This is a genomic window from Vibrio crassostreae (assembly GCF_024347415.1).
GTDB lineage: Bacteria > Pseudomonadota > Gammaproteobacteria > Enterobacterales > Vibrionaceae > Vibrio > Vibrio crassostreae.
This window is the reverse complement of the sequence record NZ_AP025477.1, coordinates 91,143-109,695: the sequence shown is the minus strand read 5'-3', so window position 1 is coordinate 109,695 and position 18,553 is coordinate 91,143. Positions and strand designations below refer to the sequence as shown.

Below are 18,553 nucleotides of genomic sequence, written 5' to 3'. Positions count from 1 at the left end.
GTGAACCTTATTCTTGTTCACAAAATATATAAGCCAATTGCGGTTATTGCGATTGGCTATTTTTTTGCCTGCCGTTTGGCTAACCGCCCACCTCTCGATACAGACACCCATTCAATCGCATAACAATCAACATTCATAGCCAACTATCGATAGCAGATACCCAACACGCTATGGAAAACGTTTTCTATTTATTTTCATGAAATAAATGGAGAAAATAACCCTATGTTTTACAAGGCATTTAAAATGATAACTGATTCTCAAGCGCCTTTATTGACAAAATTAGCATTGACTATGTGATTTATATCACCATAATGCGCACGTTTGCCTGCAATACGGCGACCGTTAATTTTAATTTTGATCATTTGCGGAGGTAAAAAATGGCTGCTGATAATAACTACAGTCTAGGGCCGGTTCCTACATCGGCTAGGAAAGGAGTCGCTTCACTCACCATGGTAATGCTTGGACTCACTTTCTTCTCTGCAAGTATGTGGACAGGTGGTTCACTCGGGACAGGCCTCTCATTCAATGATTTCTTCCTCGCCGTTCTCATCGGTAACCTAATTCTTGGTATTTACACTTCTTTTCTTGGCTACATCGGCTCATCTACTGGCCTCTCCACTCACCTCCTAGCTCGTTTCTCTTTCGGTACAAAAGGCTCATGGCTTCCTTCTGCTCTACTTGGTGGTACACAAGTAGGTTGGTTTGGCGTCGGTGTAGCAATGTTCGCAATTCCGGTACAGAAAGCCACAGGCATTGATACCAACACTTTGATTATTGTGTCAGGTCTTTTGATGACGGGTACGGTGTACTTCGGTATTAAAGCGCTAATGGTGCTTTCAGCGATTGCTGTTCCAGCGATTGCTATTCTAGGTGGTTACTCAGTGTTGACTGCGGTAGACAGCGTTGGCGGACTAGAACAGCTACAACTGATTGAGCCAGAAACTCCAATGGACTTTTCAATGGCCTTAGCAATGGTTGTAGGTTCATTTGTTAGTGCGGGTACGCTAACGGCCGATTTTGTTCGCTTTGGTAAAAAGCCAGCAAGCGCAGTATTGATTACTATGGTTGCATTCTTCATCGGTAACTCGCTGATGTTTATCTTCGGCGCAGCCGGCGCAGCAGCGACAGGCCAATCAGACATTTCAGATGTGATGATTGCACAAGGACTACTGCTTCCAGCGATCATCGTGCTTGGCTTGAACATCTGGACAACCAATGAAAACGCACTTTATGCATCTGGCCTTGGTCTATCTAACATTACTGGTCGCTCAAGTACTACAATGTCTATCATTAACGGCATCATCGGTACGATTTTCGCGCTTTGGTTGTACAACAACTTCGTAGGTTGGTTAACCTTCCTATCGTTGGCGATTCCACCAATTGGTGGCGTAATCATCGCTGACTTCTTCGCAAACCGTAAACGTTACAAAGATTTTGCAAATGCAGAGTTCCAAACCGTTAATTGGGCTGGCATTATCGCGGTAGCAACAGGCGTAGCCGCTGGTCACTTCCTTCCTGGCGTTGTTCCTTTGAACGCAGTGTTAGGTGGTGCAATCAGTTACCTCGTGCTTAATCCTCTATTGAACAAAAAAGCTCTGAAATCTCAGGCCGCTTAAGGACACACTATGACAACCTTATTAATCAAGAACGCGAAACTTCAAGACCAAGAGGGCTTGAAACAGATTCTGATTGAAAATGGTCAATTTTCTCGCATTCTCGATAATGACGCACAAATCAATCATCAAGGTGACATCCTTGATGCTGAAGGTGGCATTGCAGTTACACCGTTCTGTGAACCGCACATTCACCTAGATACCACTCAAACCGCTGGTGAGCCTAACTGGAATATCTCTGGCACTTTGTTTGAAGGTATTGAGCGTTGGGCTGAGCGTAAAGAACTGCTATCAATTGAAGACGTAAAATCGCGTGCGAAGCAAACACTGAAATGGCAGATCGCTAACGGTGTTCAACACGTGCGTACTCACGTTGACGTATCTGATCCAACGTTAGTTGCGTTAAGAGCGATGGTTGAAGTTCGTGAAGAGATGAAAGAGTGGGTCAACATTCAGATCGTCGCATTCCCTCAAGAAGGCATTCTTTCATACCCGAACGGCAAAGAGTTGCTTGAAGAAGCAGTGAAGATCGGCGCTGACGTTATCGGTGCTATCCCACACTTTGAGTTCACCCGTGAATACGGTGTTGAATCTCTGCATTACGTATTTGAACTTGCACGTAAATACGACTGTCTCATCGACGTTCACTGTGATGAAATCGACGACGAACAGTCTCGCTTTGTTGAAACACTCGCAGCCCTTGCTCATAAATTTGAGATGGGTGAGAAGGTAACAGCAAGCCACACGACTGCGATGGGTTCTTACAACGGTGCTTACGCTTCTCGCTTGTTCCGTCTATTGAAGATGTCTGGTATCAACTTCGTAGCAAACCCGTTAGTGAACATTCACTTACAAGGCCGTTTTGACGATTACCCGAAACGTCGTGGCGTGACTCGTGTGAAAGAGATGCTAGCAGCAAACATCAACGTTTGTTTTGGCCACGATGATGTGTTTGACCCGTGGTACCCACTGGGTACAGCGAACATGCTTCAAGTTCTGCACATGGGACTGCACGTAACACAGGTTATGGGCTACGACCAAATCAACAACTCGCTTGATCTGATCAGCAAAAACTCTGCTCGCACATTGAACATCCAAGACAACTTCGGTATCGAAGAAGGTAAGCCAGGTAGCCTACTGATTCTTCCTGCTGACAATGGCTTTGATGCAGTGCGTCGCCAAGTACCCGTGCAGTATTCAGTGCGCCACGGTAAGGTGATTGCAGAGACTCAGCCAGCGAAAACAAAAATTAACTTAGATCAGACTGAAGATATCAACTTCAAGCGTTAATATCGTCTATACTAATCATGAAAAGGAAGCTTAGGCTTCCTTTTCATTTTGTCACAGCGTGTAATTTTATAAAACTATCAGCTGTTCTAGGTGATTTTTGTTAACAAGCACAACATGACAAAAAAACTCGCTGATTTCTCAATCAATGAGTGTACAACCGGAAAGACTGTGTTAACATGCACTCGCTCTGTTAGCCGGAGTTATTTAAGTTAGATGAATAGTAAAAAATGACATGTAAAATCGTTACCCGTTTTTGTAAGTAGTTTTTCCTTATTTCTTAGCAATATTAAATAATTCAATTATCAGCGCATTGCAGTAATGCAATCAACAATTTAGAAAATTTATGAATAAGGGACAAATTATGTCTAACACAAATACTGGCACTGTAAAATGGTTTAACGAAGAGAAAGGTTTCGGTTTCATTTCTCAAGACAACGGCGGTGCTGACGTATTCGTACACTTCCGTGCAATCGCTTCTGAAGGCTTCAAAACTCTGAAAGAAGGCCAAAAGGTTTCTTTCGAAGTTGAAAACGGTCAAAAAGGCCTACAAGCAGCAAACGTTGTTGCTCAATAATTAGCTTTTAGCTAAAAAGAATTTTAAAGCGCTGATTTTTATCGGCGCTTTTTTGTATCTGCTTATAAATATTTCCACCTCCCTTCTGTATACAAAGCTTCACTCGTTTCACTCTTATCAGCGCAAGTCCTCTAAATCAAAGTTCTCCCAATTCAAGCTCTACCGTCAATTTACTTCGCTACATAACAAACCACTTTAAGGTCACTGAGTCCACCTTTTGCCAAAGGCTTTGATAAAAAATTCAGCCTATGTCCCATGGTGAATAACTAAAAATATGATTAAAGAACAATCTATTAGATTCCATTTATCAATGCGCAATCGATATTCATAATAAAAATGAGTTATTTATCCAATCCTCATCCATTAATCATATAATTTTTAAAGCAAAGACCTGCGAAATCCGCTAACCTTGTCGACAAGTGGCTTGAGTTAGTTTGGTATCTGCAGTAACAATAATGAAAAAAGACGAATTCCAGAAATCCACCGCTAATCTAAAAAAAGCGGTACCTCTTATGATGAAGAATAGGGTGTCCACCACACCTGCAAATTACGCACTTTGGTACACCTATGTCGATAATGCTATCCCGCAGCTAACTAAAGATATGGATGGTGTTTTAGAACACTACGGCATTTGCCCTCCAGCTGTTGGTGAACAGCTTTACAACAATTATGTTGCGAGTAAATCCGAAACCAATATCAACGACCTTCGCGCTAATTTGGAGTTGTTAGTTTCCGAAGTTTCTAACTCGATGAACGACACACTGACCGACACCTCTGCTTTTTCGGAAATGATAGATAAAAGCTTCGAAGATTTAGCTCGTGTTGATAATGAAAGTTTATCGATCGACGAAGTCATGTCTTTGGTTCGTCAGCTAGTTTCTGAGTCTCGTCATATTCGTCACTCTACTCAGTTTCTAAACTCTCAGCTGAACTCTGCTACATCAGAAATTACCAAGCTTAAAACCCAGTTGGTGGAAGTTCAGAAAGATGCGCTCTTTGACAGCACAACGACACTCTATAACCGTCGCTCTTTTGACCGTGATATAGAAACCTTGTGTGAAGCGAAACAATCTCTATGTTTGATCCTTCTTGATATCGATCACTTTAAAAACTTCAACGACACTTATGGCCACTTGTTTGGCGATATGGTTCTTAAAGGGATTGCTCGCAAGCTGAAGCTAAGTTGTCGAGAAGGTATTTCTGCCTATCGATTTGGCGGTGAAGAGTTCGCACTCATTGTACCTAATAAGTCTTTACGTATTGCTCGCCAACTCGCGGATACTAATAGACGCTCTCTAGAGAAGCTGTCGATTAAAGACCGTCGCAGTGGTGAACAAGTCGGTAGTATCACCGCATCGTTTGGTGTAGCTGAACTTGAACCCGGAGAGTCAGCGCAATCGCTGATCGAAAGAGCCGATAAGCTGCTTTACGAAGCAAAATCACTGGGACGTAACCGAGTAATGCCTTTGTAAGACACACCATCACTGCTCGTATCGACATATTAGTCGGCTCGTATTGAAACTAGAAAGCCCCAAAGACATTATCTTCGGGGCTTTTTCTTTAGCTGTATAAATTGATTTAGCTACCTAGGGTTCACCGTTAGATCTGGAAGCAGTAATTCAGGCAGTAATCTTCACCACTCTTTGCTCTGAACTCTTTATCTTCGCTGCATGCCTTTGGTTTGCCCTTTGCATCACCTTGAATCAAACTGATCCAGTGGCGCATCGCTGCAATGGTCTCTTCTCGCATTGTGGTTGTTGCTTCCATTGGTGATTGGCCAAACGTGGTGCATGACTCCAACTGAATATCATCGATTTCTACCAGTTCAATACAACCTGTCCCTTTATGGCAACCAAACATCACCTCTAGGTGGCTTCCACTACCATCTCTGAACAAGATAGAGTCTGGGTCATTCTTCTCACCCATGTACGCTACAAACTGTTTAGGATGCTTTAGACCGCTGTGCTGACCATCTTTAAAGTAAGCCATGATATGACGGTAATCTACTACATAGCTGGTTACGTCTTGATGTGAGCCATTCTCTAGTGGGAATAGTCGATCAAGCAGCTGCTTTGCTTTCACTTGCTTTTCAGTTTGCTGGTTTGCACTGATTGTCTCCACGGCAAAGACAGCTTCAGCGATAAATGGCTTTGATTGTTTTTGGATTTCTGTTTTATCGAATGTAAGCATATTCATAGTCTTTCCCTCTTGACCAGTCCGGTGATAACCACCGATTTCTACAGCAAAAATGTGTCCTAGAGCAATTATTCCAAACTAACGTTTAATTTATTTGTCACTTTGTGAATTGCTTAGTTTGTAGATTAGCGCTTTTTTACATACAATTTCACAACAAAAATTTTACAATGTGAATTTTACAAATATGGCCTTGTCAAAAAGTTTAGTTCGTCAGTCACACTTCCTAGGTACTAAAATACGTAACCTAAGAAAACGTAACCATTTAACGATGGAAGATCTGTCTGCGCGTTGTATTAGAATCAACCCAGAATACGCACCTTCCGTTTCTTACCTTTCAATGATTGAACGCGGAAAGCGGGTTCCAAGCATCGATATGCTGGAAGTGATTGCGCAGGTCTTTCAGAAGAACCCAACCTGGTTCCTCGACGATGAATCTGAACAACAAGCCATTGCCCCTGATAAAGGGAATCGTGGTGGGATAAGTGGCATGGCACTCGAGCCTAGCTTTCTTTTCTCCAACGACATCCTGCAAATTGCGATTCCTGAGATGCTGTCACAAACGGGGATTTCAGGCCGTCAGTTTGCACACCTCTTGATTAGGGCACACCAAGAGAGCAACCAGAACCACTTCCCTGACCTTGAACGCGCTGCAGAGGAAGTTGGCCTAAAACGTCTCAACCTCAGCGTAGAAGACCTTATAGACATCGCTAGAACCCTTGGAATCAACATCCGTTGGGTAACGCGAACGCCGCAAGACGTAGTTGATGAGCTCGGTATTAATGCCAAGCAACTGGTTACATCATTCTTTGAGCCTCCGGGTACAATCTTCTTAAACGAGATTCTTAAAGAATACCCAACTCGCCTGAAATACGACCTCTCGGTTTATATTGGCCATTGCATTTTGCATAGCAAAGAAGGATTAAAGAGTGTGTTGTCGGTCGGTAACAACAATACATGGGATGACAATCAAGTCTCAGGCTCTTCCCAGCTCAACTCTCAAGACATTCTTCAAGCATGGCGTGACTTTGAATCCAGCTTCTTTGCTGGCGCTCTGTTATGCCCGAAAGTCCCGTTCAGACAGCTGCTCGACCGTACTGGTTACGAAATCGACGTTCACCAAAGAGCAGGGGTTTCCCCCTCTGTTGCGATGCGTCGAATGACGGTAGTATCGCCCTACCCTCACTGGCACTATTTTGATGCTTATGGGCCGGGGAAACTCAAGGCGGTGTACCGCGGGAACGGGATTCCATTGCCTTGGGGAAATATGAGAACAGTCGCTGACCCATGTCAACATTGGGCTGTGTTCCGTCGATTATCTGAACCCCGAGCGGGTAGCTCTGCTCAAATCTCCATTTTAAATGTGGGTGATGAGCCAAGAATCTACTGTTGTGAATCCATCAATATGACGGATCCTGCGGGTAACAATCGCGTTTTGTGTGCTGGTATAGATCTCAATCCAGCGATTGATGCTCAAGGTGGTAATTCGAGAGAAATAGCAGAGCAACTTAAGGCGTCATGCGTCAACAATGGCGGCTCTGTAGCAATACCGCGTAACATCAAGAAAGATCTCACGACAATAGCCAAGATTCTAAATATAAATTGGATTGAACGTGGGATAGAGACAGAGGCGAGGCTTATCTGCTCCAGAGGTGGAGAATGCCCACGCCAACCAAGCTGTTATTCTAAGTGTGGTGGGTAAAAAGTAATAACAAAAATAGAACCTAAAATTCAGGCAAAAAAAAACCAATCACAAAAGGGTGATTGGTCATATATTTTGTGTGAACAATAAAGGTTCACTAACAACGTCAGTTGGCTAGGTGACCCTCGGCTTAAGAAGGGTCACCGTTACTAATGCAGCATGCGTACCAACTTTTAAAATACGTATTTACTACGCATCTGGACACGTATTAGCCTTAAATTCTTGTTTGTTTTGCAAACTGGAATTGCAAATTGCAAGAATCCACAAAAATGCTAGTGATTATGTTGTTATTAATAAATTATTAAAGATTCATTACCCTTCCCAAAATTGCCGTATTTCCCATAGGTTCAATCACTTTAAACAGCGATTAACCTCTCCTAGGTTATTCAACATAAACGGTTACTAAACATAAACAACGCCCATAAAAAAACGCGAACATTGAAATTCAATATTCGCGCTTATTTGAGTTAGATAGTCACTAATTAACGAGAACTCTCCTAAAAAGCATTCTCGTCATTGGGCCTCTATAGTCTATCTAGAGACTCTATTTCTGAGGAGCTGGCTTAGAGCGGCTTCTCGATGGTGAAGGTTTGTTGCCCGCCGGCTTATTTGACGACTTGCTTGGACCATAGCTACCGCCGTAGCCGGACTTCTTAGGCTTGCCTGCAGGTTTACCCGCGTTGTTTGACTTACCAGTACCGTTAGATTTACCCGCACCGCTTGGTTTGCTCAGCGTGTTCTGAGAACCCGCGTTATTTGCAGCAGGTTTATTGCCCGCATTGCCGCGTTTAAAGTTACTGCCATTGTTTCTTACTGATTTATCTTCACCAGTCGCGGTTGAATTGTTTTCAGTTGGCTTCTTTCCAGACGTTGGCTTACGCTTTGGCGCAGACCCTGTACCCGGTACGTGACGCTTATTCTTACCTGCTGGCTTGTGACCACGAGCGTTGTCACCAGAACGTTGACCGTCTGCGTGTTCACGTGGTTGTTTCGCTTTCTTCGGCTTCTTCGGCTTCTTAGGCTTGATTGGACGTGTATCCAAACGAGACTCAGGCAGCTTGTTTACTGGCGAGAAGCCTTCAAGCTCACGACGCTCTAGCACTTGTTGAATAAGACGTTCAATACCGAACAGCTCACCCACTTCATCAGCACAAACCAATGAAATCGCTTTGCCTACTTCACCAGCACGGCCAGTACGACCAATACGGTGTACATAGTCTTCTGATACATGTGGAAGATCGAAGTTAACCACTTGAGGCAGTTGTGGGATATCGATACCACGTGCTGCGATGTCTGTCGCTACAAGTACTCGAACCTTACCCGTTTTGAAATTCTCTAGGGCTTTGGTACGTGCGCCTTGGCTCTTATTACCGTGAATAGGCGCCGCTGTGATGTCTTGCTCTTCAAGGAAACGAGCAAGCTTATTTGCACCGTGTTTTGTTTTACTGAACACCAGCACTTGTCGCCAATCATTATCTTTGATCAGCTTCGCTAGCATTGCGCTCTTTTTCTTTTTATCTACTGGGTAGATGCTTTGCTCAACGGTTTTAGCCGTAGAGTTTGCAGGACTGACCGAGATCTCTACTGGGTTATTCACCAAGCCTTTTGCCAAGCTACGGATATCGTCAGAGAAGGTTGCAGAGAACAATAGGTTCTGACGCTTCTTAGGTAAGAAAGCCAAGATCTTACGGATGTCACGGATGAAACCCATGTCTAGCATGCGGTCCGCTTCATCTAACACTAGGATTTCTAGTTGGTCAAAACGCACGGCATTTTGGTTATATAGGTCAAGTAGACGACCCGGCGTCGCCACCAACACATCACTACCTTTACGCAGTTTTTGCATCTGAGGGTTAATCTTCACACCACCAAACACAACCGTAGAAGTAAGTGGTAAGTTAATACCGTACTTCACTACGCTGCCATTTACTTGCGCAGCAAGCTCACGAGTTGGCGTTAACACGAGCGCACGAACTTGGTTCTGACGTACGCGAGAGCCTTTTGATAACATTTCAAGAATAGGTAGCGTGAAGCCTGCAGTTTTACCTGTACCTGTTTGAGCAGCGGCCATAACATCTTTGCCCGTTAGGACAGCTGGTACGGCTTTCTCTTGTATTGGTGATGGCTTATCGTAACCTTGTGCTTCAATAGCTTTAAGGATAGGTTCAGAAAGGCCAAGGGAGGTAAAACTCATAGATTATTTTCTCAGTTGAATAACATTTAGTATGAGCAACGCGTTAAAAAGTGCGTTGCTTCAGCTTTTGCTCGCTAAATACATTGATATGGAGCAAAGCGCGGTATTCTGAGGCTTTTCCCCACATTCAGCAACTAAATTCTAATCGCAGCTCAAATTCAACCTAGATAACTTGTCGCTTCTGTTCGTACATTTTTTCATCAGCCGCTTTCAAGAGCGCATCGACATCATTGTAGTTGTTATTATGAATAACCCAACCAACACTAATTCGAAGATAGATAGAGTGCGCCTCGTAAACAACTGGTGCCGCGCATATCGTCTTTCTTAGTTTAGTGACGATCGAAGATACGTGTTGATCATCGATGATGCGTGGCAATAAAACTAAGAACTCATCACCGCCTATCCTTGCGACGATATCTGAAACTCGTAGTTCACTCCTAATTCGGTTTGCACACTCGATCAATACCTGATCGCCAGCTGCATGACCATAAGTGTCATTGATCGCTTTAAACCCATCGAGGTCGATATTTACAACGGCAAACGTTCTCGCTCGCTGTTTTTGAGTAGTTTTAAAGGCCTGCTTGAGGCTATACATAAAGTATCGACGATTCGGTAACATCGTTAGCTCATCATGCATTGAGCGGCTATCTGCAATGCGGTACAGACGATAAATAGTAAAGAAGGCAAACGCCAGCACTAACATTATTGAGTAGCCCACCAGCCTTACCGCTTGGATTCGGTACCAAGGCTCATCCATCAATACATGTTCGTTACCGGAGAGAGCAAGATACCAACCACCGTATGGGAAGCTTACCTGTTCGGTGGCAAACGCATTATCGAACACATTCTGAGTGCCATAAAAGACAGCGCCATCTTTACCTGAACTGTTTGCGCCGCGAATCGCGAGTTGATACTTGTTCTCGATCTTCCCGATTCCGACATCTTCAAACAGTTCATCTAAGCCAATAACAGCACTGGAGACACCCCAGTAATCTTGATTGAAAGGCGGATCTCGAAAGATCGGGGTGCGCGTAATGAGGGCTTGCCCACCTTGAAACAATTCAAAAGGACCAGCAATAAAGGTGTTACCAAGATTACGGGCTATCTCAACGGACTCCCATTGGTCTGGGTAATCACGATAATTAATACCGAGAATCTGCTCATTACCTTCCAGCGGGTAAACAAAATTTAGAATGTCGTCTTTGGCGAGTCCGATAAGTCGAATATGGAAGCCATCTTGAATAATATTCTCAGCAATCTTATCCCAATTTTTCACCTCACCATCGGGGTTGATGGTCACTAAGGTCGAGAAATTATTGAGGATATACATATCTGACACGATCGCGGCTTCAATCCGAGAACGAATAATGGATAGTTGCTTTTTTGCCTGTGAATACGATTCGTTTTTAAGAAAAGTTAATTGCTTGGCATGAAAGAACTCTATTGCGCTTACTATCGCAAGGAAAAAAAGAAAAGCTACTACTCTGGCAGACCACTGCTTGCTAGAACCACTTGGCATTTACGAACCTCTAACACTATTGTTCTATATACTGCCTTATAACGGCTCATTTCTGGCTTATTGCTCCAGTATGCCGCTAAGTCATTAAAAATCCATACTAACGTCGACTATCTATCAAATATTGAGTGATCCATCACTTCAAAATTCTTTACTAAACGAATGGTTTAATCAAAAAGGGTTAGTGAACCTTATAAAGCTTACATTGTATTGACTCAATGCTTACATTAAAGGATTCATCAATGTTATTTTACATAGACTAATAATCAGCTTGGTACCTCACGACATGAAGTTAAAAACTATCACACTGTGTACATTGCTATCAGCCTCGGTTGCCGTTGCCGTTCACGCACAAGAAAACGTTCAAGCGCCAACCGCAGCGAGCGTTCAATCCCAAGCAGATTCGCTCAACTCTCAAGAACAATCTTTCAAGCAATCTGCTGACCTAATTCGCACCACCTACGAAAATCAACTTTACACTCTGCCTGCATTCAAAGAAGGTCACTACGGGCTGCGCATGTATCGCCAAACATTAGACGATAAGTATTCGGCTGCGGTGTGGAGTGACATGGCACGAGTGGCAAGCAAGCTCAGCACCCTGTCGAATGACGTTCAAACCATGGAACAAATCGTACTCTACTCAGAGAAGCGCGTTGCATCTTACATTGGTGATAATGATGAGCGCAGTGTTCGACGCTACAACATCACCAAACACATGCCTGAATACCTTTACCTTGGTGTTGACCTTCTAGGCTCTATGGCTCGTGCTAATGAATACGGTTTAGAACACAAGAACGATGCCAAGCTGCGCGAAATCATTCGTCGCTATGACTTCTCACGATACGTGACCAATGAAGACATGGTGAAAGCGTGGGCTGCTCAATTAGCGAATCAGGTTTACTGGTTGCGCCAACTGGGTGAGCAGGATGTCGTTGATGAGTTCGTCGATACCTTCAAAAAAGCATACCCAAACGATAAAGACAGAAAGCTTTCAAGCCAGCAATACGGCAATAAGATCTATGGTATGACGCATGTGATCTTTGGTGATTCAGAATATTACCAACATCAAGTAAGCGAACAAGATCATCAATGGATCTACGATTACTTCAGAGAAAACATCGATACGATTCTGCTGCGTGCGAAAGAAGATGTGATTGCTGAGGTTGGATTAACCTTCTTGTTGGCAGGTTTAGAAGATGACCCAGTTGTAGAGAAAACTCGACTCGCGATTCAAGCTTCAATCGATGAGAAACAAGGCATGATCCCTTCTATCACCGGTGATTTTGACCTTGAATACGGTGAACACCGCAACGTGCTAGCAATCATGCTACTCGATTGGCAGCAAGTGAATGAAGCGCCGACTTATGAGGGCAACCCTAAGGTGTTTACTAACATCCCTTACGGACTCATTAAAAACCAGCCGCAGAAAAACTAACAACATACCTAGCCTAGGTTAATCTAAGAACCTAAAAAGCCGCACACCTTTCGAGGTCTGCGGCTTTTTTAATTCTTTCCACACCATCACTTCGCTCTGGCTTAGGTTTGAGTTTGAGTTCAGAGGCAGACTTTGTTCATCACTATCGTGAAATCCCCTTCTGCGTAACCTTCTATTAAAGAAACATCCTCACAAAGCGTCTTACAAAAGCGATACACGCCCTGAGGGTGATAACTCATCAAGGTATTACGTGAAGGATATTGGCTTGAATTGAGAAGATTAAAAATCACCGTCTGATTCGCCAATTTATACATGCGAGTAATCATGTTTGTCAGATAATCAGAATCACGAGAGATGTAGTTCAGTGAACCACTCGCGATGACAATGTCGTGGGTCTCAAGGTTCATTTTGCTCATATCACCCGCCAAAAACCGACAACGATCTTCTGTATAGTTTTGCTTTGCCTTCTTAAGAAAACCTGCGTGTTGGTCAACGCCGGTATAAGATTGAATGCGATAGATGCTGTCGAGCAGCTCAAACAGCTCGCCATAGCCGCAACCCAAATCTAAAACACTCTTCTTTTCGAAGTCCGCTGCACGAGCTATCACTTCAAAGCGACACAACTGGCTCTCTTCGCTAGTCCAACCTAAAGCTTTAGCCTTGTCGCCATTCGAGCGGTTAGTCTGTTTTCGATGATAGCGATACACCTTCCAACGATCGAGCCAGTGCATTACGAGAAATCCACCCACACTTCACGACCACCAGCCAACTCTTGGTTATGATATTGCCATTGATATTGCGCGAGCAGCTTTTCGGTGAGCTCTAACCCTAGACCAAAACCCAAATGATTGTCTTCTACCGTGCCATCAGTGTTGTTGTTAACAATGGTGACTTTTGAACCCACTTGAACGATATCCACGGTACCGCTTCCTGTGTGCTGGAAAGCATTGCGAATCAAGTTGGTCAGCACGATTCGGGTTAGTCCAACTGGTAACTGGCATTGTGTGTCGTCGCTTTCAAGATTCACAACCACCGCTTTACCATTCAACAGATAGGTTAAATCGTGGGTAATCTGTTGTGACAGTTCGCCAAGATGTACGTTTTCCAGAGGCAGGTCTTTGTCTTGTTGTCGGGTGAGCCACAACAAAGTTTCTGTCAGGTCTGTCATGGTGAAACCCGCGCGCTTAATTCGGTCTATCACTTCAAGCTGCTTTTCTGGGCTCTTACCCTTTTGAATCAGCTTCTCTAGCAGTTCACTGTTGGTTCTTGTGACCGCAATAGGAGTACGTAATTCGTGGCTCGCATAACCCAAAAATTTCTGCTCTCGTTCTAAGCTGTTTTGAACTGAACTCAAACTATCACGAATGATGTGAGCCAAGGTGTTCAGTTCACTGAAGTGAAAATCTGGTGTCGGTTCATTGAGGTTATCTTTATCTAACGATTTGGCCCAGTTCTTTAGCCGCTCAACAGGCGATGCCACCTTACGTAACACCAAAACCAAGATAACGAAAAACAATACAATCGCACCCAATGCGGTCAATAAAATCATCACAAAGTGCGGAAGCCCGTCATCTTTCATAAATTGATCATGCCTTTGCGTAAACACCGCAGAAACATAACGAACCTCATCACCTTTCATTACCTTCATGGCGAAATAGCCTTTCTCGGGAGGTGAGAATATAGATTTGCCAATGATCATTTTGGTCATGCGGTTGAATTGGAGTTCGTTCTGCTTAAGGTTACTCTGAATACCTTGTGGTAAATCGTGCCACTGAGTTGCAACGGTAAACTCTTGATTAGTCATCGGCTTGCCTGGCTTCACCGCATCTTGTTGCGCTTGGGCAATCATAGAACCACGCATAGCGATATCCATCCCAGACACAAAGTAGTTTACACTCAATGCAGATAGAACCAGAATCGTCGTCACACCAGTGACCAGAATCGCCAATAAGACGTAGATCCTTAAACTTGGTCTGATCTTCATTCTTGTCGTAACTCCTTAATCGCAAAACCTTTGCCCGCAATAGTATGCAGTAGCTTATTGTCTTGTTCTGCATCCACTTGTTTACGCAAATTAAAGATGTGTACTTTCAAGCTGTTACTGTCTGGTTGGTCGTCGCCCCACACGCCCTGCATGATCGTCTCTCGTGAAACAGGATTAGGGCTAGATCGCATCAAAACTTCTAAAATTTTGAGCGCAGTTGGGGAAAGCTTGAGAGGTGAGTTCGCACGATAAGCTTGATGCTGTTTAAGGTCGATCTCGAGATCGCTCACTGATAAGCGGCTAACCTGACCACTGCGCCGCTTTGCCAATACTTGAGCTCGAACAATCAACTCTTCCATCGCAAATGGTTTGATCAAGTAGTCATCAGCCCCTTTTGAAAAGCCAGTCAGCTTATCATCAAGCGTATCACGTGCAGTCAGCATCAAAACGGGTGTATCAATACCCTGCGCTCTGAGATTCTCACACACCTGCAAGCCGTTCATTTTGGGCAAGTTGAGATCGAGAATTACTGCGTCATAGCGATTAGTTTCAATTAGATTGAGTCCAGCTAAACCATTTGCTGCATGATCACACTGGATATCTTCTAAATCGAGGTAATCAATAACAGCAGTGGCTAAATCAAGGTCGTCTTCAACCAAAAGCAATTGAAGCTTATCTGTGAGTTTATTAGTGACGGATTCTGCCATCATGACGACCTCTATTTTAGTTATATTGTGGCTGGTAATGCGCGGTTCTGAAATGCCTTGGCCTATGGTGCTTTGACTGTAAATGAACCTAAACAGATGCTGCTGAGACTAACTCGGCATCCACCCGTTAAATATCATCATTAGCTTAGCCATTGTTAAGCCGTTTGTTCAACGCCTTTGACTCGATTTGTGACTTTAAGAATCAGAGACTTAATCTCACACTGAATCATTAACAATGCTGGCGTCAGAATCAATGTAATAAACGTCGCAAACAAAATGCCATAGCCTAGTGCCGCCGCTGCTGGGATCAGGAATTGAGCCTGCAGAGACGTTTCACTTAATAGTGGCGTCAAACCTGCGAACGTGGTGACCGATGTGAGTAACACGGCTCTTAGTCGACCAGAACACGCTTCAACAATCGCATCGTGAACCGACTTGCCCTGCTCTTTGATTAGCTCATTGAAACGAGAAACCAACAACAAGCTGTCATTCACCACCACGCCACTCAACGCAAGGATACCGTTTAACGATAGGATACTGATTGTTAAGTCATTCCACCAGTGCCCTAAGATTGCCCCAACAATACCAAACGGAATCGCTGTCATAATGATCACAGGCTGAATGTAAGACTTCAGCGGGATAGCAAGCAGCGTGTAGATAGCAATCATGGCGAGTACAAACATGCTCATCATTGAACTCGCGGTTTCTTCTTGCTCTTCCGTTTCGCCAGCAAAGTCGACCGTTAGCCCCGGATATTGCGCTTCTAAATCGGGTACTAATGTGTCTTGCAACTGATGAACAAGCTCAGCAGGCGCAACCACCTCTTTGTCCAATACTGCACTGATGTACACAGCACGTTGGCTATCAATGCGTGTGATCTCTGATACTTGGTAATCAGAATATACTTTAGCGACTGTGCTCAAAGGCACCACGGTACCGTCGTTGGTCCTCACGCTCGATTGTTTGATATCCGCAATGGTTTGGCGATCCGATTCTGGGTAGCGCACACGGACTTTTACCTCATCCTTACCACGTTGGAACTGCTGAACAATATCACCACCAAACGCTTGCAATACTTGCTGTGAAAGACTTGCAGTATCAAAGCCTAACGCACGGCCTTGCTGTGTTAATTCAAAACGATACTGAGGCTCACCAAGATCCAAGTTATGGTCAATACCACTCACACCTTCAATCGCTTGCAGCTTGGTTAAGAACTCATTACCCGCTGCAGTAACGGATTCTTCATTCCACGCTTTCAGTTCTACTTTGAAGTTGTCGACCATCTCCATTTTAGACAAGATTTTGAGCTTCTTAACCCCTTCCATTTGGCCAACAGCCTCTTGCCACGCATCTGCAAACTCGTTCGATGTATAAACACTGTCGCTGTCCAATTCAATTTTCACTTGGCCTGAATCATCGGCATCGGCGATAACCTGAAGGCTAAGCAGTTCCGATTCTTCACCTTGAGCCCCGTATTGCGCCCTCAGAGTTTCATCCGTTTGTGTTGCCGCCGCTTCAAGCACTAACAAATTTTGTTGTGTTTGACCAAAGCTGGCGTCGTTTTGCATCGACATATCAGCAGTCACTGTGTCTCCCGGCATATCAGGGAAGAACGCCACACGAACCGCGCCTGTCATTGGTAATCCTGCTACTAAGATTAGTAGCGATAAGAAAACCATCACCACGGCGTAACGTAGTTTTAGTGCCCATTCAATCACAGGGCAGTAGATGCGCTTATTAAACCAACCTAATCCAGTATCGGCAGCATGTTGAACGCGAGCCCACAGCCCCTTCTTCTCGCTGCGCTTAGTATTAATGTGTGCAAGGTGCGATGGCAGAATGAATTTAGACTCAACCAAAGACAGCAGTAAACAGATAGTCACGACCGTGCCGAATTGAGCATAAATCTGCCCCATTTTGCCTTCAACGTTCGCGAGTGCTAAGAAGGCAACAACCGTCGTTAACACACCAAATATGGTCGGTGATGCCACTTTCATGGTGCCTCGAATGGTACTGCCTATCGAGTCGCCTTCTTCTTTGCGCGTGGAGTAGATACTTTCCCCGACCACTACGGCATCATCGACCACTATCCCGAGCGCCATAATGAAACCAAAGGTAGTCATTTCATTGATGGTTAACCCCATAAAGGTGTCGGTCATGAAGAACATGGTGCCAAAAAAAACAAACGGTAAGCCAGCGGCGACCCAGAAAGCGACACGCACGTTTAGGAATACCGCTAACACGATGAACACCAAAGCAATACCGGTGAGCGCATTCTTCATCAATAGGCTTAAGCGGTCTTTGATCATGGTACTTTTATCGTACCAAGTTTCGATTTCGACATCGCTAGGCAGCATGTTGCTGTTTTCCCAGCGCTCTACCACTTTTTCTGCTTGTTCAACAATGCTGACGACGTCTCCGTATTCATCCATCACGATCTGAATTGCCATCGCATTCTGTTGGTTATAACGAGAAAGCATGAAGGTATCATCAGCAAACATGTCTTCAACGTTGGCAATGTCACCCAAGGTAATTTGCGTACCATCAGTCGTCGTCATCACCGGAATCGCGTTGAAATCTTGGATCTCATACGCCTGTTCAGAAACCTTCAAACGAACCGTTTTTTCGCCATTACGAAGGCTCGTCGAGATAGCCGCAGAAGATTCCGCATTGATCGCTTCAGAAACGTCAGTCAGAGTTAAGCCGTATGCCTGTAGCTTGTTCTCATCAACCTCAACTGAGATCATAGGGTCAGCCTTAGCCTTGATTTCCAAATCACGAATTGATGACTGGCTCAATAGATCTGATTTCAATTGCTCGGCTAAGCTTTGAAGCGTTGCTCGGTCTGCGTCACCATAGATCTGCACCCATAAGGCATGATCTTGCATGCGAGCTTTATCAATCACAGGATTATCAGCGCCAGAAGGCAGGTTATTGATCGCATCAACCTTAGTTTTAACGTCAGTTAACAGGGTATCAAGATCATAGGTGCTCGTTTTTTCAATCGAAACATGGCTACCATTCGCATCAGAAGTTGACGTAATACGCTTAATGCCCGGTACGGTTTCTAACGCATCTTCAATCTTAATCGCTAGGCCTTCTTCCGCCTGAATAGGGTCACCACTGTCATAGGTTACCGACACTGTCACCACATCAGGTTCTAGGCTTGGAAACGCTTCTTTACGTAACGTGTTAAGCGATAAAAGACCGATGATGATCACGCCCACTAACAACAAATTCGCTGCTACAGAGTTATTCGCGAACCATGCAATTGCGCCAGTGTGTGGTTTAGTTGGCTTCTGGTTACTGTCCGCTTGGTTATTCGGTTTCAACTCATGAGACATG

General features: G+C 44.3%; 13 protein-coding genes. 6 read left to right on the top strand and 7 right to left on the bottom strand.

The features are described 5' to 3' along the window. Window positions 1–377: 377 nt before the first annotated feature. The 4 genes from codB (at window position 378) to OC193_RS16240 (ending at window position 4,949) form a co-directional block, all read left to right on the top strand. The gene (codB, locus tag OC193_RS16255) at window positions 378–1,616 is read left to right on the top strand and encodes a cytosine permease (protein ID WP_048659048.1); all 1,239 of its coding nucleotides are present in this window, start codon (window positions 378–380) and stop codon (window positions 1,614–1,616) included. A 9-nt stretch (window positions 1,617–1,625) separates the two neighbouring features. Further along, entirely contained in the window at window positions 1,626–2,903 is a 1,278-nt protein-coding gene (locus tag OC193_RS16250; RefSeq protein ID WP_048663316.1) for a cytosine deaminase, read from the top strand. A 361-nt stretch (window positions 2,904–3,264) separates the two neighbouring features. Next, on the top strand, window positions 3,265–3,477 hold the full coding sequence (cspE, locus tag OC193_RS16245; protein ID WP_004730009.1) for a transcription antiterminator/RNA stability regulator CspE: 213 nt from the start codon (window positions 3,265–3,267) through the stop codon (window positions 3,475–3,477). A 455-nt stretch (window positions 3,478–3,932) separates the two neighbouring features. Then, window positions 3,933–4,949 (top strand): GGDEF domain-containing protein, encoded by a 1,017-nt coding sequence (locus OC193_RS16240; protein WP_048659046.1) that lies wholly within the window; start codon window positions 3,933–3,935, stop codon window positions 4,947–4,949. A 127-nt stretch (window positions 4,950–5,076) separates the two neighbouring features. Here the strand turns inward: OC193_RS16240 and OC193_RS16235 are convergent, their stop codons facing one another. After that, window positions 5,077–5,673, bottom strand: coding sequence for an aldolase/citrate lyase/malate synthase family protein (locus tag OC193_RS16235; RefSeq protein ID WP_048608941.1), 597 nt, complete (start codon window positions 5,671–5,673; stop codon window positions 5,077–5,079). A 169-nt stretch (window positions 5,674–5,842) separates the two neighbouring features. Between OC193_RS16235 and OC193_RS16230 the strand changes: the two genes are divergently transcribed. After that, the gene (locus tag OC193_RS16230) at window positions 5,843–7,372 is read left to right on the top strand and encodes a DUF3612 domain-containing protein (protein ID WP_080967367.1); all 1,530 of its coding nucleotides are present in this window, start codon (window positions 5,843–5,845) and stop codon (window positions 7,370–7,372) included. 544 nt (window positions 7,373–7,916) lie between these two features. Here the strand turns inward: OC193_RS16230 and OC193_RS16225 are convergent. Together OC193_RS16225 and OC193_RS16220 are read right to left on the bottom strand one after the other, a co-directional pair. Continuing rightward, entirely contained in the window at window positions 7,917–9,566 is a 1,650-nt protein-coding gene (locus tag OC193_RS16225; RefSeq protein WP_048663313.1) for a DEAD/DEAH box helicase, read from the bottom strand. A gap of 163 nt (window positions 9,567–9,729) precedes the next feature. Then, on the bottom strand, window positions 9,730–11,085 hold the full coding sequence (locus OC193_RS16220) for a diguanylate cyclase domain-containing protein (protein ID WP_048663311.1): 1,356 nt from the start codon (window positions 11,083–11,085) through the stop codon (window positions 9,730–9,732). 283 nt (window positions 11,086–11,368) lie between these two features. On the opposite strand from OC193_RS16220, the gene OC193_RS16215 reads away from it, so the two are divergent. Further along, window positions 11,369–12,517: a DUF3541 domain-containing protein gene (locus OC193_RS16215; RefSeq protein ID WP_048663309.1), complete on the top strand. Its 1,149-nt coding sequence runs from the start codon at window positions 11,369–11,371 to the stop codon at window positions 12,515–12,517. 119 nt (window positions 12,518–12,636) lie between these two features. Here the strand turns inward: OC193_RS16215 and OC193_RS16210 are convergent, their stop codons facing one another. The 4 genes from OC193_RS16210 to OC193_RS16195 all read right to left on the bottom strand — a co-directional run bounded on the left by OC193_RS16210 (window position 12,637) and on the right by OC193_RS16195 (window position 18,552). Beyond that, window positions 12,637–13,248, bottom strand: a complete 612-nt coding sequence (locus OC193_RS16210) for a class I SAM-dependent methyltransferase (RefSeq protein WP_048661577.1) — start codon at window positions 13,246–13,248, stop codon at window positions 12,637–12,639. After that, on the bottom strand, window positions 13,248–14,501 hold the full coding sequence (locus OC193_RS16205) for a sensor histidine kinase (protein WP_048663307.1): 1,254 nt from the start codon (window positions 14,499–14,501) through the stop codon (window positions 13,248–13,250). Before OC193_RS16205 ends, OC193_RS16210 begins: the two co-directional genes overlap by 1 nt. Beyond that, entirely contained in the window at window positions 14,498–15,208 is a 711-nt protein-coding gene (locus OC193_RS16200) for a response regulator transcription factor (RefSeq protein WP_029221969.1), read from the bottom strand. The genes OC193_RS16205 and OC193_RS16200 overlap by 4 nt, the downstream gene beginning before the upstream one ends. A 155-nt stretch (window positions 15,209–15,363) precedes the next feature. After that, window positions 15,364–18,552 (bottom strand): efflux RND transporter permease subunit, encoded by a 3,189-nt coding sequence (locus tag OC193_RS16195; RefSeq protein WP_048663305.1) that lies wholly within the window; start codon window positions 18,550–18,552, stop codon window positions 15,364–15,366. Between the last annotated feature and the right edge of the window lies 1 nt (window position 18,553).

What these genes read in the sequence shown, in the direction of transcription:
- codB (WP_048659048.1), top strand. Translation starts at nt 378, where the DNA reads ATGGCTGCTGATAATAACTACAGTCTAGGGCCGGTTCCTACATCGGCT.
- OC193_RS16250 (WP_048663316.1), top strand. Translation starts at nt 1,626, where the DNA reads ATGACAACCTTATTAATCAAGAACGCGAAACTTCAAGACCAAGAGGGC.
- cspE (WP_004730009.1), top strand. Translation starts at nt 3,265, where the DNA reads ATGTCTAACACAAATACTGGCACTGTAAAATGGTTTAACGAAGAGAAA.
- OC193_RS16240 (WP_048659046.1), top strand. Translation starts at nt 3,933, where the DNA reads ATGAAAAAAGACGAATTCCAGAAATCCACCGCTAATCTAAAAAAAGCG.
- OC193_RS16235 (WP_048608941.1), bottom strand. Translation starts at nt 5,673, where the DNA reads ATGAATATGCTTACATTCGATAAAACAGAAATCCAAAAACAATCAAAG.
- OC193_RS16225 (WP_048663313.1), bottom strand. Translation starts at nt 9,566, where the DNA reads ATGAGTTTTACCTCCCTTGGCCTTTCTGAACCTATCCTTAAAGCTATT.
- OC193_RS16220 (WP_048663311.1), bottom strand. Translation starts at nt 11,085, where the DNA reads ATGCCAAGTGGTTCTAGCAAGCAGTGGTCTGCCAGAGTAGTAGCTTTT.
- OC193_RS16215 (WP_048663309.1), top strand. Translation starts at nt 11,369, where the DNA reads ATGAAGTTAAAAACTATCACACTGTGTACATTGCTATCAGCCTCGGTT.
- OC193_RS16210 (WP_048661577.1), bottom strand. Translation starts at nt 13,248, where the DNA reads ATGCACTGGCTCGATCGTTGGAAGGTGTATCGCTATCATCGAAAACAG.
- OC193_RS16205 (WP_048663307.1), bottom strand. Translation starts at nt 14,501, where the DNA reads ATGAAGATCAGACCAAGTTTAAGGATCTACGTCTTATTGGCGATTCTG.
- OC193_RS16200 (WP_029221969.1), bottom strand. Translation starts at nt 15,208, where the DNA reads ATGGCAGAATCCGTCACTAATAAACTCACAGATAAGCTTCAATTGCTT.
- OC193_RS16195 (WP_048663305.1), bottom strand. Translation starts at nt 18,552, where the DNA reads ATGTCTCATGAGTTGAAACCGAATAACCAAGCGGACAGTAACCAGAAG.